Genomic DNA, 13,912 nt, shown 5'->3' on the forward strand with positions numbered 1-13,912 from the left:
GGATCGGCGAACTTCTGTAGGAGCTGCCGCAGGCTGCGATCTTTTGATCTTTATAGAAAGTCTTTGTAGGCAAACAACGCCGGCGCCCCACCGGTGTGCAGGAAGATGATCGGGCCGTCATCGAAGCGCTGCCGACCGATACCGTCCAGCAACCCCGCCATGGCCTTGCCAGTGTAGACCGGGTCAAGCAGCAGGCCTTCCTGACTCGCCAGCAGCTTCACCGCCGCCAGTGTCCCGGCATTCGGCTCGCCATAACGGGGCGCGAAATATTCGTCCCACAACTCGACTTTGAAGCTGTCCGGCAGGTTCACACCCAACAACTCGGCAGTGCGCTCGGCCAGGCCTTGTACCTTCGGCCGCTGATCTTCATCGCTGCGCGAAACCGTCACGCCGATCACCGGCAATTCCGGCAACGCTTCGCTCAACGCCAATGCCAAGCCGCTGTGGGTCCCGGCGCTGCCCGAGGCCAGGACCACGGCGGCGAAATTCAGGCCGGTATCCTTGATCTGTTCGGCCAGTTCCAGACCGGCCCGTACGTAACCCAAGGCGCCCAATGCATTGGAGCCACCGATCGGCACCAGATACGGTTTCTTGCCGTTATTGCGCAGGCGAGCGGCCAATGCCTGCAATTGTTCGTCGGCGTTGTCGAGGTTTTCCACCAGTTCGACCTTGGCATCGAACAGGTCGAGCAACAGCCGGTTGCCGTTGCCGACGTAATTGACGTCATCGGTGCCCAGCGGGTTTTCCAGCAATGCAACGCAACCGAGCCCAAGCTTGGCGGCGATGGCTGCCGTCTGACGCACGTGGTTCGATTGCAACGCGCCAGCGGTGATCAAGATGTCCGCACCCTGAGCCAGGGCATCGGCAGCAAGGTATTCGAGTTTGCGCAGCTTGTTGCCGCCCATGGCCAGTGGCGTCAGGTCATCGCGTTTGACGTACACATCGCGGCCCAGCCAGGTCGACAGGCGTTCGAGTTTTTCCAGGGCGGTGGGCTGACCGAGCAGGTCGAGGCGGTTAAAGCGGGCAAGCTGTTGTTTGATCATGAGTCCGTACTGGCGGTGAATGATGTCAGGACTATAGGCACGCCTATTTGTCGGGGCAACCGTCAATCGCTTATAGCTGATGGTGCTTAACACAGCACAATTGGTTCTTAATTTGCGCCGCGACCGTTGCCGTAAAGTAATCGCCGTTGACGCGGCCAGACTGTCCGGCCGCCCGTGAGGAGTTTTTACCGTGAGTGAGCGTTCCAGCCATTGGCAATTGCAGACCATCGTCAGTCAGCTGCGCACGGCACGTGACCAGTGGCGTGCACAAAACGGCCGCGCCAGCACCGAGCAGGGTGGTCGCGAGTTGCCGTCCCGGGCGGCAATGGCGGACATTCTCGAAGCCCTGTGCGGTGCGCTGTTCCCGATGCGTCTGGGGCCGGTGGATCTGCGCGAGGAGAGTGAAGACTTCTACGTCGGTCACACCCTTGATGTCGCGCTGAATGCGTTGCTGGCGCAAGCACGACTCGAACTGCGTTATGCCGCGCGCCACGGAGCCGAGGCCGAGACTGAGGTCGAAGCCAAGACTATCCAGATCATTCAGGATTTTGCCCTGGCCTTGCCGGGTCTGCGCAGCCTGTTGGATACGGATGTGTTGGCGGCCTATCACGGTGACCCGGCGGCGCGCAGCGTTGATGAAGTGCTGCTGTGCTATCCCGGCATTCTGGCGGTGATTCACCATCGTCTGGCCCATCATTTGTATCGCGCCGGGTTACCGTTGTTGGCGCGGATCAGTGCGGAAATCGCTCACTCGGCCACCGGTATCGACATTCACCCTGGCGCGCAGATCGGCCGCAGTTTCTTCATCGATCACGGGACCGGTGTGGTCATCGGCGAGACCGCGATCATCGGTGAGCGCGTGCGGATCTATCAGGCCGTGACCTTGGGCGCCAAGCGCTTCCCGGCGGACGAAGATGGCCAGTTGCAGAAGGGCCAGCCGCGCCATCCGATTGTCGAGGATGACGTGGTGATTTACGCCGGTGCGACGATTCTGGGTAGGATCACCATCGGCAAGGGCTCGACCATCGGCGGTAATGTCTGGCTGACCCGTAGCGTGCCGGCGGGCAGTAACCTGACTCAGGCGAACTTGCAGCTGGATGATGGGGCGCAGAAGTAAGGCCCGATAAACCGTTGCGCCAACTGTAGGAGCTGTAGGAGCTGTCGAATGAAACGAGGCTGCGATCTTTTCAAAGGCACTGCAAAAACCAAAGTCAAAAGATCGCAGCCTGCGGCAGCTCCTACAGAATTCCTCACCTCCCGCCGCGTCATGCCCCTCCTTGAGCTAGCGTAAAAGCACTACCGCCCCAGCCCTGCGATTAGTCCTTAGCACCCTATCCATGTTTAACTTGAACGTTCATTCAAGTTAAACCGGTGGTTCGCTGCCCGCTCACAACAGGAGGCTTGCCTTTGCTGAGTCCGATTTCTACAGCCACGTTTTACCTCTTCGAGGTGCACCGTTCATGAGTGCATCGTCCCTTCCTCCCAGCGGCCTGGTCCGCATGAATCCGCCGGTGTTTTACTTTGCGGCGAGCTTCATTTTGTTGTTCGGCGTCGTGGTCATTGCCATGCCCGAGCAGGCCGGTGCCTGGTTGCTGGCCGCACAAAACTGGGCGGCCAACACGGTCGGCTGGTACTACATGCTGGCGATGACCCTGTATCTGGTCTTCGTGGTGGTCACCGCGTTATCGGGCTACGGCAAGATCAAACTCGGTGCCGACCACGACGAGCCCGAATTCAGTTACCTGTCCTGGGCCGGCATGCTGTTCGCCGCCGGGATCAGCATCACGTTGTTCTTCTTCTGTGTGTCCGAACCGCTGACCCACATGCTCCAGCCGCCGCAAGGCGAGGCGGGCACTGCGGATGCAGCGCGCCAGGCCATGCAGATTCTTTTTCTGCACTGGGGCCTTCATGGCTGGGGCGTGTTCGCCTTCGTCGGCATGGCGCTGGCTTACTTCGCGTATCGACACAACCTGCCGCTGGCCTTGCGCTCGGCGTTGTATCCGCTGATCGGCAAACGCATCAACGGCCCCATCGGTTACGCCGTGGATGGCTTCGGCATCATTGCCACGGTGTTCGGCTTAGGCGCCGACATGGGTTTCGGCGTGTTGCACCTCAACTCGGGCCTGGACTACCTGTTCGGCATCGCTCACACCCATTGGATTCAGGTCGGCCTGATCACGCTGATGATGGGCGCGGCGATCATCGTCGCGGTGTCCGGTGTCGACAAAGGCGTGCGAGTGATGTCCGACATCAACATGCTGCTGGCCTGCGCGCTGCTGCTGTTCGTGTTGTTCGCCGGGCCCACGCAGCATTTGCTCAACACATTGATCCAGAACGTGGGCGATTATCTCGGCGCCTTGCCGATGAAGAGTTTCGACCTCTACGCCTACGACAAACCGAGCGACTGGCTGGGCGGCTGGACGGTGTTCTATTGGGCTTGGTGGATTGCGTGGTCGCCGTTCGTGGGCTTGTTCATCGCGCGGATTTCCCGTGGCCGGACCATTCGCGAATTCGTCTTTGGCGTGCTGTTGATTCCGCTCGGTTTCACCCTCGCGTGGATGTCGATCTTCGGCAACAGCGCCATCGACCAGGTGCTCAATCACGGCATGAGCGCGCTGGGCATGTCGGCCATCGACAACCCGTCGATGACCCTGTACCTGTTGCTGGAAACTTACCCGTGGAGCAAAACCGTCATCGCGGTCACGGTGTTCATCAGCTTCGTGTTCTTCGTCACCTCCGCCGACTCGGGCACCGTGGTGCTCTCGACACTGTCCGCGAAGGGCGGCAATCCTGATGAAGACGGGCCGAAATGGCTGCGGGTGTTCTGGGGTGCGATGACCGCGCTGGTGACCAGTGCGTTGCTGTTCTCCGGCAGCATCGATGCGTTGAAGTCAGCGGTGGTCCTGACTTCGCTGCCGTTCTCGCTGATTTTGCTGTTGATGATGTGGGGCCTGCACAAGGCGTTTTACCTGGAGTCGCAGAAGCAGATCGCGCAGCTGCATTCCCTGGCGCCGGTGTCCGGCTCACGGCGCGGCGGCTGGCGTCAGCGCTTGAGTCAGGCGGTGCATTTTCCGTCGCGGGACGAGGTGTATCGCTTCCTCGATACGACGGTGCGTCCTGCGATCGAAGAGGTCTCGGCGGTGTTCATCGAGAAGGGGCTGAGCGTCATCACGCATCCGGAACCGGTCAACGACAGCGTGAGCCTGGAAATCGGTCATGGCGATGAACACCCGTTTATCTACCAGGTGCAAATGCGTGGCTACTTTACGCCGTCGTTTGCCCGGGGCGGCATGGGCTCCAAGGAACTCAACAACCGTCGTTACTACCGCGCCGAAGTGCATTTGAGCGAGGGCAGCCAGAACTACGATCTGGTGGGCTACACCAAGGAACAGATCATCAACGACATCCTCGATCAGTACGAACGGCACATGCAGTTCTTGCATCTGGTGCGTTGATCGGGGTCTTCACGCTTCGGTGGTCATCACCATGAACAACACCAGCGCCGCCACCGGGATACCGAACACGGCGCTGCCGACCACCAGTTCCGTGCCCAATGGCTGTCCGGCATGCACGATGCCGACCGCGCCATTGATCAGCGTCAGCGCCAGCCACAGCACGATAAAGCTGTAGGCCAGGATCTGGCGGCTGAAGCCGATTTTCTCGCCGATGTAGAGCATCAGGGCGAGGAGGATCAGGCCGAAGGTGATGATGATCGTCGTGTGCATGAACAGTCCCGTCCTTCAGATGTGCATTGCTTTGGAGGCAGCCATCGCGAGCAAGCTCGCTCCCACAAAAATCACCGCGATCCCTGTGGGAGCGAGCTTGCTCGCGATTGGGTCACTGCGGTCCCAGTGTGAACCCAGTCAAACCAACCCGCCATTCACCCGCAAAACTTGCCCATTGACCCAACCAGAATCCGGTCCCGCCAGAAACGACACAACACGAGCAATATCCTCCGGCTGACCCAGGCGCTCCAACGGCGCCATCTTCGCGAAATTCTGAATCTGCTCCTCACTCTTGCCGTGCAAAAACAGCTCGGTCGCCACCGGCCCGGGCGCTACCGCATTGACGGTGATAGTGCGCCCGCGCATCTCCTTGGCAAACACCTGCGTCAGCGATTCCACCGCGGCTTTGCTGGCAATGTACACCGCATAACCCGGCAGGTTCAGGCCGACGGTGCTGCTGGAGAAATTGATGATCCGCCCACCGTCGTTCAGGCGTGTGGCGGCTTCGCGCAGGGTGTTGAAGGTGCCACGGGCGTGGATGTTGAAAGTCTGCTCGAACAACTCGTCGCTGTGTTGTGCCAGTGGCAGCACCTTGAGAATCCCGGCGTTGTTCACCAGCACATCGACCTTGCCGAGCTGGGTCTCAGCCTCGTCGAACATCCGCCGTACATCTTCGGCATTGGCTACATCAGCCTTGATCGCTATGGCTTGATGGCCGGCCTGACGCAGTTCCACCACCAGTTTCGAAGCTTCGCTGGCGCTGCTGGTGTAGTTGATGGCGACGGCGAAACCTTCGCTGGCCAACTGTCTGGCGATGACCGCGCCAATGCCGCGGGAGGCGCCGGTGACGAGGGCAACTTTCGAAGTCTGGTGAGTCATGGTGGTGTTCCTGTGATGGGGTGTGAAGCCAATTTCACATGTTTACTCGGGTCAATAAATGCACCAGAGTTGCCTTGACTGTTCAAGAATCACCAACAATCGAGAGCCTTCCGTGGATCAAGTCAAAGCGATGAAAGTGTTCGTGCGGATCTACGAACGCTCCAGTTTTACCCTGGCGGCGGAAGACCTGAACCTGCCGCGGGCCACGCTGACACACACGCTCAATCAGTTCGAAGCCTGGCTCGGCACCCGCCTGCTGGAACGCAGCACGCGCAGAGTGCGGCCTACACTGGATGGCGAAGCGTATTACCAGCGTTGCGTGCAATTGCTGGCAGAACTGGAAGAAGCCGAACTGGCGTTTCGCAGCGTGGCGCCGAAGGGCCGCTTGCGGGTGGATTTGCACGGCACCCTGGCCCGGCACTTCGTGATCCCGGCCCTGCCGCAATTCATGGCGCGTTACCCGGACGTCGAACTCTCCATCAGTGAGGCCGATCGCCAAGTTGACCTCATCACCGAAGGCATCGATTGCGTGCTGCGCGCCGGCACGTTGAGCGACTCCACACTGATCGGCAAACGTGTGGCCAACCTGCGCCAGATCACCTGCGCCAGCCCCGCGTACCTGCGCAAATACGGCGAGCCAAAAAACCTCGAAGATCTGAAAAACCATCGCGCCGTGAATTACGTTTCGCGCACCACCGCCAAGTTGTTCCCGTTCGAATTCGTGGTGAATGGCGAACTCAAGGAAGTGGCAATCGATGGCGCCGTTTCAGTGTTCGGCGCAGAAATCTACGCGGCCTCAGCGATCGCCGGCCTCGGCCTGATCCAGTGCCCGCACTACCGCATGGAAACGCAAATCGCCCAGGGACTGATCAAGGAAATCCTCACTGAAACCCCACCGCCACCGATGCCGGTTTCAGTGCTGTACCCGCACAACCGACACATGTCGCCACGGGTTCGGGTGTTTGTGGATTGGTTGGCGGAAGTGTTTGCGGGGGCAATTTGAGTGAGATTTTGATCATCTCAGAATGTGTATGGGTGGGGGGCGCGCGGGATTTCCATATTAGAGTGCTGGATATTCAGCCATTCGAAGGAAGGTCAAATACATGAAATTCCCGGTTGTTCTGCACAAGGATGCCGACTCGGACTACGGAGTGATCGTCCCGGATGTGCCGGGTTGCTTCTCTGCCGGTAGCACCGTGGCGCAGGCACTCGAAAGTGTGAAAGAGGCGCTGCCCCTGCATTACGAAGGGTTGGTTGCCGATGGTGAGCCGTTGCCTCAAGTGCGTGAGATCGACGCTCACCTCGATAACCCGGAATACGCTGGTGGCGTGTGGGCGGTGGTGGAGTTTGATATCACGTCTTACTTCGGCAAGTCGGTGCGATTCAATGCCACGCTGCCAGAGCAATTGCTTGAGCGTATCGACCAGACCGTCAGGCGCGACCAACGCTACAGTTCGCGCTCCGGTTTTCTGGCAGCGGCAGCACTGCGCGAATTGTCGGCATAAGGTTAGAAGAAAGAAATATGAAACGTTTCAGCAATTAGTCGAATCCGGGGTTTCCTGGTTTTTGTCTGCGCGTATGCTGGGCGACTGGCGAAGCAGTCGAGACCAGATTCAAGACCGACAAGAGAGGATTCGATGACTTACACCGCTGCCGAAAACCGCTATGACTCCATCCCTTACCGCCGCGTAGGTCGCAGCGGTCTGGTGCTGCCGGCGCTATCTTTGGGCCTGTGGCACAACTTCGGCGACAGCACGCCGATCGACACCCAGCGCGCGTTGTTGCGTACGGCGTTCGACCTGGGTATCAACCATTTCGATCTGGCCAACAACTACGGCCCACCGTATGGCAGCGCCGAGATCAATTTCGGTCGATTGCTGCGTGAAGACTTCAAGCAGTACCGCGACGAGCTGATCATCTCCAGCAAGGCTGGTTGGGACATGTGGCCCGGTCCTTACGGCCAGGGCGGTGGTTCGCGCAAATACGTGCTGGCCAGCCTCGATCAGAGCCTGCAACGCCTGGGTGTGGACTACGTGGACATTTTCTACTCCCACCGCTTCGACCCGGACACGCCGCTGGAAGAAACCGCCAGCGCACTGGCCACGGCGGTGCAGCAGGGCAAGGCGTTGTACATCGGCATCTCGTCTTACTCCGGGGTGAAAACCCGCGAAATCGCCGCGCTGCTGAAAGAGTGGAAAGTGCCGTTGTTGATTCACCAACCGGCGTACAACCTGCTCAATCGCTGGGTGGAAAAAGACCTGTTGGACACCACCGATGAGCTGGGCACGGGCGTGATTGCCTTTACCCCGCTGGCGCAGGGTTTGCTGACCGACAAATACCTCAACGGCGTGCCGGCGGATGCGCGGGTCAACCGTCCGGGCGGTGGTTCGTTGCAGGCGTCACACTTGTCTGAAGCCAATATCGCTCATGTGCGTGCGCTCAACGAGATTGCCAAGCGTCGCGGTCAAAGCCTGGCGCAACTGGCGTTGGCCTGGACGCTGCGTGACCCGCGGGTGACCTCGGCGCTGATCGGTGCGAGCCGGCCGGAGCAGATCATCGAGAACGTCGGGGCGTTGAAGAATCTGAGCTTCAGTGCAGAGGAACTGGCGGAGATTGACCGGTTTGCCCAAGAGGGCGGGATCAATCTTTGGGAGAAGCCTTCGACGGCGGAATAGCCCGAAAAGCAAAAGATCGCAGCCTGCGGCAGCTCCTACAGGGGATCGCATTTCCATGTAGGAGCTGCCGCGGGCTGCGATCTCTTGATCTTAAAAGAACGGCACATCCCCCAAAACCGTCGCCCGCTGCATCACTCGCCGCGCCGGGCGGTAATCATCCACCGCGTAATGCTGGGTCACGCGGTTGTCCCAGAACGCGATGTCGTCTTGCTGCCAGCGCCAGCGAATGGTGAATTCCGGCCGTGTGGCGTGGGCGAACAGGAATTTCAGAATCGCCTCGTTTTCGGTTTCCGACAGCTCATTGATCTTCGAGGTGAAGCCTTCGTTGACGAACAGCGAGCGGCGTCCGCTCACCGGATGGGTGCGGATTACCGGGTGCGACAGCGGCGGATTCTTGCGCCGCGCCTCTTCCCATTGGGCCAGCGCTTCAGGCGTGTTGCCGTAGCGCTCCAGCGGAAACGAACGGGTGAAATCGTGAGTGGCGGTCAGACCTTCGAGCAAGGTTTTCATCGGCGTCGACAGCGCGTCATACGCCGCGATGCCGCTGGCCCACAGCGTGTCGCCACCAAACTCCGGCAACAGCTTGGCGCTGAGCACCGCGCCCATGGCCGGGGTCGGCAGGAAGGTCACGTCGGTGTGCCAGATCGCGTTGTCGCGCACGTCGGTGACGGCGGTGTCGAGGATAAGCACTTCCGGTTGCTCCGGCACATTCGGATAGATCGGGTGAATGTGCAGGTCGCCGAAATTAGCGGCGAAACGTGCCTGTTGCTGTGGTGTGATCGGCTGGTCGCGGAAGAACAGCACCTGATGCTTGAGCAGCGCTTGTTCGATGGCGTCGCGTTGTTCCAGGTTCAGCGGCTGGCTGATGTCGACGCCGCTGATCTGTGCGCCGAGGGCGTAGCTTAAGGGGACGATGGTCAGGTGGCTCATGGTGGTTCTCTTCAATCCGGGGCGCCGAGGTGTCGGCGTAGTCAGTGCGATCAAAACGTTCTAGTGAGCCTGGCCGTGCCACGGCACCAGTTTGCGCTGCAAGGCGCGCAGGCCCATCTCCATGGCGAAGGCAATCAGCGCGATCACCAGAATCCCCAGCACCACCACATCGGTGACCAGAAACTGCGCGGCCGACTGCACCATGAAGCCCAGGCCGCTGGTGGCGGCGATCAGTTCGGCGGCAACCAGCGTCGACCAACCGACGCCCAAACCAATGCGCACGCCAGTCAAGATATCCGGCAATGCACTCGGCAGAATCACATGACGAATCAACTGTGCCCGCGTCGCACCCAGCGATTGCGCAGCGCGCAATTTGGCCGGGTCAACCGTGCGCACGCCGGTGGCGGTGGCGATGGCAATCGGGGCGAAAATCGCCAGGTAGATCAGCAACACTTTCGACAACTCGCCGATGCCGCACCAGATCACGATCAGTGGTAGATAAGCCAACGGCGGAATCGGACGATAGAACTCAATCAGCGGATCAAGAATGCCGCGAGCGATGCGGTTGTGGCCGATGGCGATGCCGACCGGAACGGCGGTCAGTACCGCGAAGCCGAGGCCAAGACCGATGCGGCTGAGACTCGCGCCCAAGTGCTGCCACAGGGTTGAATCCATGTAGCCGCTGGTCGCCAGCAGCCAGCCTTTTTGCAGCACGGCCGATGGCGGTGGCAGGAACAGCGGCTCGATCAAACCGGTCGCTGTCACTGCCCACCAGATGAAAACCAGCGCGATCAGGGTCAGCAGGCTGATCCAGCGCGTGCTCAAGCTGCGACGGGCTGCGATGGCTGGGGTGTTTGTCTTCACCGCCGCAGCGGGAATTTCGTAGCTGCTCATGCGTGCTCCTGGCGCTGGACGGCGCTGCGTTGGGAGAACACTTTGGCGAGTACGTGTTCGCGGGTTTCGATGAAGCGCGGGTCGGACTTGATCGAGCGCGCCGACTCACCGGCGGCGTATCGCTGGCCGAAGTCCAGACTCAGGCGTTCGACGATTTGCCCGGGATTGGGTGCCAGCAGAATCAGGTCGGTGGCGAGGAACACGGCTTCTTCGATGTCATGGGTAATCAGGAACACCGGCTTCGCGGTGCGCCGCCAGACTTGCAGCAGCAGTTCCTGCATCTGTTCGCGGGTAAAGGCGTCGAGGGCGCCGAAGGGCTCATCCATGAGCAATACGCGAGGATCGGCAGCGAGGGCGCGGGCCAGGCCGACGCGCTGTTTCTGGCCACCGGAGAGTTGCCAGATCCGGCGATTTTCAAAGCCGGAAAGGTCGACCAGTGCGAGCATTTCCCGGGCGCGGATTTCACGTTTTTCCCGGGCAATGCCGGCCAGTTCCAGACCGAAACCGACGTTGGCCAGCACGTCTTGCCAAGGCAGCAAGGCGTCGTCCTGGAACACCACGCCACGTTCGGCGCTTGGGCCTTTGACCGGCACGCCGTCGAGGGTGATGCGCCCGGCGCTGGGTTCGACGAAACCGGCAATCAGGTTCAACAGCGATGTCTTGCCACTGCCGGACGGGCCGAGGGCGACCAGCAATTGCTGGGGCCCCAGGCTCAGGGAAATATCCGCCAGCACCGGTTCCGGGCTGCCAGGGTACTGTGCGCTGATGCGCTCCAGCTGTAGCAAAGCCATCGCGTTGACTCCCGATCAGTTGGTGATGAACTTGGCGCTGACGTACGGCGCGTAGTCCGGCAGTACGGCTTCGACCTTGCCTTGTTCCTTGAGGAACGCGGCGGTGTCGGTGATGGCCTTGGTGGTCGGCGCGCCGAGGGTGACGACTTGATCAGCCGCCAGCGGGTAGACGTTGCCTTGCAGCAGCAGCGGAATGTCACTGGCCTTGGCGCCGGAGAGCTTCACCAGTTTGTCGACGTTGCTTTGGTTGGCGAGCCAGGCTTTTGGATCTTTGCGGTAATCGGCGTAGGCATCCAGGGTCACTTTGGCGAACGCTGTGACGATTTCCGGGTGCTTCTCGGCGAAGTCCTTGCGCACGATCCAGGCATCGAAGGTTGGCGCACCGAACTTGGCCAGCTCGCCGGAAGTGATTAGCACTTTGCCGTTTTCCTTGGCTACGCCAAGCGCCGGGTCCCATACGTAAGTGGCGTCGATGTCACCGCGTTTCCACGCAGCGATGATTGCCGGCGGGGCGAGGTTGAGGACGGTGACTTTCGATGGGTCGATGTTCCAGTGCTTCAGCGCGGCAAGCAGGCTGTAGTGGCCGGTTGATACAAACGGCACGGCGATTTTCTTGCCGATCAGGTCTTGCGGAGTCTTGATCCCGGAACCATCGCGGGCGACCAAGGCTTCAGCGGCGCCGATCTGGGTGGCAATCAGGAACGTTTCCACCGGCACTTTGCGGGTGATGGCAGCGGTCAGGGGGCTGGAACCGAGGTAGCCGATCTGTACGTCGCCGGAAGCAATGGCGGCGATGATGTCGGCACCGTTATCGAATTTGCGCCAGCTGATATCGGCCTTGGTGGCTTTTTCATAAGCGCCGTCGGCCTGGGCGACTTTCGCCGGGTCCACGGTGGTCTGGTAAGCGACAGTGACGTCAGCCGCCTGGGCAAACATACTCGCCGCAGCCAGAGAAGCGGCAGCCAGCAGGCGAAGAGGGAAAGTCAGTTTCATCGGGTAGCTCCTTGTCAGGCGACCGAGTGTCGGCGTGAAAGGAGACTAAATGATCTAAGAATTCGAAAATAAATAACTTTTTCGAATGAGCTTATGAGCGGAAAATTCTAAGCCAGCGACTGTGTGTAGGCTAAAAGCAAAAGATCGCAGCCTGCGGCAGCTCCTACCTTGGAATGTGTTTCCTGTAGGAGCTGCCGAAGTCTGCGATCTTTTTTCCAGGCGCCGATTAATTACTGATCGCCAGAATGCTCGCCTGATACGACCCGACAAACACATCGAAATCGCCGACTTCGTTCTGTTCGAGCTCAGTCTGTTCAGCCAGCGAGGAACGCGCCCGCTCTTCAAACCTCGCTTGATCCTCAGCCGGCAACGGCTCGCGGCGGAAAAACTCCGCGTGGGCCTGGCTCTGGCGCAGAGAGAACTGAGCGAAGCTCTCCTTGTGCTCAGCCATCGCCGCCAACACCTGGGCCGATGGCGTCAGGGACGGGTCCTTGACCTTGGCCATCTGTGCGTCCAGCGCCTTGCTGTGGGCATCGCCGCCATGGCTCTGATCCAGCAACGCAGCCAGTGGCGCGATGTTTTCCAGCAACTGGCCCGCCCACTCTTTCAGGTCGACCGGTTGTCCGTCGCGCTGTAATTGCAGGCCCGGACGGCGACCTTCCTTGACCACGCTGAGGAAGTTCGAGGTCGCGTTGCCGCAGCTGGTGTTGGTCAGGAGCGGGCTGTCGTTCAGGGCGCAGTACAGCAGGAAAGCGTCGAGGAAACGCGATTCGGTGATGTCGATGCCCATCGGCAGGAACGGGTTGATGTCCAGGCAACGCACTTCGACGTACTGGATGCCGCGGGCCATCAGCGCCTGGATCGGCCGTTCGCCGGAATAGGTCACGCGTTTCGGGCGGATGTTGGAGTAGTACTCGTTTTCGATCTGCAGGATGTTGGTGTTGAGCTGAACCCACTCACCGTCCTTGTGCGTACCGACTTCGACGTACGGCGCGTACGGCGTGGCCACCGCTTTGCGCAGGCTGTCGGTGTAGCTGGTCAGATCGTTGTAGCACGGCGTCAGGCCGGCTTGGGCGTTGCTCTGGTAACCCAAATCGCTCATGCGCAGGCTGGTGGCGTATGGCAGGTACAGGGTGTCCGGATCCAGTTGTTCCAACTGGTGCGAACGACCGCGCAGGAAACCGGCGTCCAGCGCTGGCGATGCACCGAACAGATACATCAGCAGCCAGCTGTAGCGGCGGAAGTTACGGATCAGCGCGATGTAGGACGACGACTGAAAATCGCGGTCGCTGCCGATAAAGCCTTCGGTCGCTTTAAGCAATGGCCAGAGCTTTTCCGGCAGCGAGAAGTTGTAGTGAATCCCGGCAATGCACTGCATGGTCTTGCCGTAACGCAGGGCCAGGCCCTTGCGGTACACGTACTTGAGCTGCCCGATGTTGGAGGTGCCGTAATAGGCGATCGGGATGTCTTCCTCGGCCGGCAGCGGGCACGGCATCGAAGGGCTCCACAGGTACTCATTGCCGAGCTTGCTGTAGGCAAAGCGGTGAATGCTGTCCAGGCTTGCCAGCGTGTCCGCCGGGTCGGGCAGAGCCGGAGTGATGAACTCCAGCAGCGACTCGGAATAGTCGGTGGTGATCTGTTCATTGGTCAGCGCGGAACCCAATTCTTCCGGGTGCGGCGTTTGCGCCAGGCGACCTTCGCCGGTCACGCGCAGGCATTCACGTTCGATGCCGTGAAGGCACTGTTCGAGCAGAGAGAGGTTAGCGCGCTCGCCGAGCAGAGCCAGGCGGCGGTTGAGAAGTTCGCTCAAGTTGGATTCCTTCACGCGTCAGTCGCCCCAATATGGGGGTGGGCAAGACGGTCTACAAGGGTGAAGTTAAAACTGGCGTTTTCGCCTGGTTTTTCTAGCCGGTCAGCCGCACACATAACCTGTAGGAGCTGCCGCAGGCTGCGATCTTTTGATCTTGCTATTGAAAAACAAA

General features: G+C 60.2%; 13 protein-coding genes. 5 read left to right on the top strand and 8 right to left on the bottom strand.

Features of this window, described 5'->3' with window-relative positions:
- Positions 1 to 50: 50 nt before the first annotated feature.
- Positions 51 to 1,043 carry a D-cysteine desulfhydrase gene (locus ACW9JC_RS23360; protein WP_457457916.1) on the bottom strand — a complete coding sequence of 331 codons (993 nt, stop codon included), beginning with the start codon at positions 1,041 to 1,043 and terminating at the stop codon, positions 51 to 53.
- Between the two features lie 190 nt (positions 1,044 to 1,233).
- Between ACW9JC_RS23360 and epsC the strand changes: the two genes are divergently transcribed.
- Entirely contained in the window at positions 1,234 to 2,160 is a 927-nt protein-coding gene (gene epsC / locus ACW9JC_RS23365; RefSeq protein ID WP_338584158.1) for a serine O-acetyltransferase EpsC, read from the top strand.
- 382 nt (positions 2,161 to 2,542) lie between these two features.
- Positions 2,543 to 4,498 carry a choline transporter BetT gene (betT, locus tag ACW9JC_RS23370; protein WP_457457931.1) on the top strand — a complete coding sequence of 652 codons (1,956 nt, stop codon included), beginning with the start codon at positions 2,543 to 2,545 and terminating at the stop codon, positions 4,496 to 4,498.
- 9 nt (positions 4,499 to 4,507) lie between these two features.
- Here the strand turns inward: betT and ACW9JC_RS23375 are convergent, their stop codons facing one another.
- Together ACW9JC_RS23375 and ACW9JC_RS23380 are read right to left on the bottom strand one after the other, a co-directional pair.
- A complete protein-coding gene (locus ACW9JC_RS23375) occupies positions 4,508 to 4,768 on the bottom strand; it encodes a hypothetical protein (protein WP_338584159.1) in 261 nt (86 codons plus the stop codon).
- 138 nt (positions 4,769 to 4,906) lie between these two features.
- A complete protein-coding gene (locus tag ACW9JC_RS23380) occupies positions 4,907 to 5,647 on the bottom strand; it encodes an SDR family oxidoreductase (protein ID WP_457457919.1) in 741 nt (246 codons plus the stop codon).
- A gap of 112 nt (positions 5,648 to 5,759) precedes the next feature.
- Between ACW9JC_RS23380 and ACW9JC_RS23385 the strand changes: the two genes are divergently transcribed.
- From ACW9JC_RS23385 to mgrA, 3 genes are all read left to right on the top strand, one after another.
- Positions 5,760 to 6,650 carry a LysR family transcriptional regulator gene (locus ACW9JC_RS23385; protein WP_457457921.1) on the top strand — a complete coding sequence of 297 codons (891 nt, stop codon included), beginning with the start codon at positions 5,760 to 5,762 and terminating at the stop codon, positions 6,648 to 6,650.
- A gap of 100 nt (positions 6,651 to 6,750) precedes the next feature.
- Positions 6,751 to 7,152, top strand: a complete 402-nt coding sequence (locus ACW9JC_RS23390) for a type II toxin-antitoxin system HicB family antitoxin (RefSeq protein WP_457457923.1) — start codon at positions 6,751 to 6,753, stop codon at positions 7,150 to 7,152.
- 132 nt (positions 7,153 to 7,284) lie between these two features.
- Positions 7,285 to 8,322 carry an L-glyceraldehyde 3-phosphate reductase gene (gene mgrA, locus ACW9JC_RS23395; protein WP_150702647.1) on the top strand — a complete coding sequence of 346 codons (1,038 nt, stop codon included), beginning with the start codon at positions 7,285 to 7,287 and terminating at the stop codon, positions 8,320 to 8,322.
- 90 nt (positions 8,323 to 8,412) lie between these two features.
- Here mgrA and tauD read toward each other — a convergent pair whose 3' ends face one another.
- From tauD to gshA, 5 genes are all read right to left on the bottom strand, one after another.
- On the bottom strand, positions 8,413 to 9,252 hold the full coding sequence (gene tauD, locus ACW9JC_RS23400; RefSeq protein ID WP_457457925.1) for a taurine dioxygenase: 840 nt from the start codon (positions 9,250 to 9,252) through the stop codon (positions 8,413 to 8,415).
- Positions 9,253 to 9,312: 60 nt separating this feature from the next.
- A complete protein-coding gene (gene tauC, locus ACW9JC_RS23405) occupies positions 9,313 to 10,146 on the bottom strand; it encodes a taurine ABC transporter permease TauC (RefSeq protein WP_457457927.1) in 834 nt (277 codons plus the stop codon).
- Complete coding sequence (tauB, locus tag ACW9JC_RS23410) at positions 10,143 to 10,937, bottom strand: taurine ABC transporter ATP-binding subunit (protein WP_448105947.1); 795 nt, start codon at positions 10,935 to 10,937, stop codon at positions 10,143 to 10,145. Before tauB ends, tauC begins: the two co-directional genes overlap by 4 nt.
- A gap of 15 nt (positions 10,938 to 10,952) precedes the next feature.
- Positions 10,953 to 11,930, bottom strand: coding sequence for a taurine ABC transporter substrate-binding protein (gene tauA, locus ACW9JC_RS23415; RefSeq protein WP_448105948.1), 978 nt, complete (start codon positions 11,928 to 11,930; stop codon positions 10,953 to 10,955).
- Positions 11,931 to 12,156: 226 nt separating this feature from the next.
- Positions 12,157 to 13,740: a glutamate--cysteine ligase gene (gene gshA / locus ACW9JC_RS23420; protein WP_457457929.1), complete on the bottom strand. Its 1,584-nt coding sequence runs from the start codon at positions 13,738 to 13,740 to the stop codon at positions 12,157 to 12,159.
- Positions 13,741 to 13,912: the final 172 nt, after the last annotated feature.

It is taken from the genome of Pseudomonas sp. SDO5591_S426 (assembly GCF_054070755.1).

Excerpts from the sequence above, each read along its gene's own strand:
- ACW9JC_RS23360 (WP_457457916.1), bottom strand. The coding sequence starts at position 1,043 with ATGATCAAACAACAGCTTGCCCGCTTTAACCGCCTCGACCTGCTCGGT.
- betT (WP_457457931.1), top strand. The coding sequence starts at position 2,543 with ATGAATCCGCCGGTGTTTTACTTTGCGGCGAGCTTCATTTTGTTGTTC.
- ACW9JC_RS23375 (WP_338584159.1), bottom strand. The coding sequence starts at position 4,768 with ATGCACACGACGATCATCATCACCTTCGGCCTGATCCTCCTCGCCCTG.
- ACW9JC_RS23380 (WP_457457919.1), bottom strand. The coding sequence starts at position 5,647 with ATGACTCACCAGACTTCGAAAGTTGCCCTCGTCACCGGCGCCTCCCGC.
- ACW9JC_RS23390 (WP_457457923.1), top strand. The coding sequence starts at position 6,751 with ATGAAATTCCCGGTTGTTCTGCACAAGGATGCCGACTCGGACTACGGA.
- mgrA (WP_150702647.1), top strand. The coding sequence starts at position 7,285 with ATGACTTACACCGCTGCCGAAAACCGCTATGACTCCATCCCTTACCGC.
- tauD (WP_457457925.1), bottom strand. The coding sequence starts at position 9,252 with ATGAGCCACCTGACCATCGTCCCCTTAAGCTACGCCCTCGGCGCACAG.
- tauC (WP_457457927.1), bottom strand. The coding sequence starts at position 10,146 with ATGAGCAGCTACGAAATTCCCGCTGCGGCGGTGAAGACAAACACCCCA.
- tauB (WP_448105947.1), bottom strand. The coding sequence starts at position 10,937 with ATGGCTTTGCTACAGCTGGAGCGCATCAGCGCACAGTACCCTGGCAGC.
- tauA (WP_448105948.1), bottom strand. The coding sequence starts at position 11,930 with ATGAAACTGACTTTCCCTCTTCGCCTGCTGGCTGCCGCTTCTCTGGCT.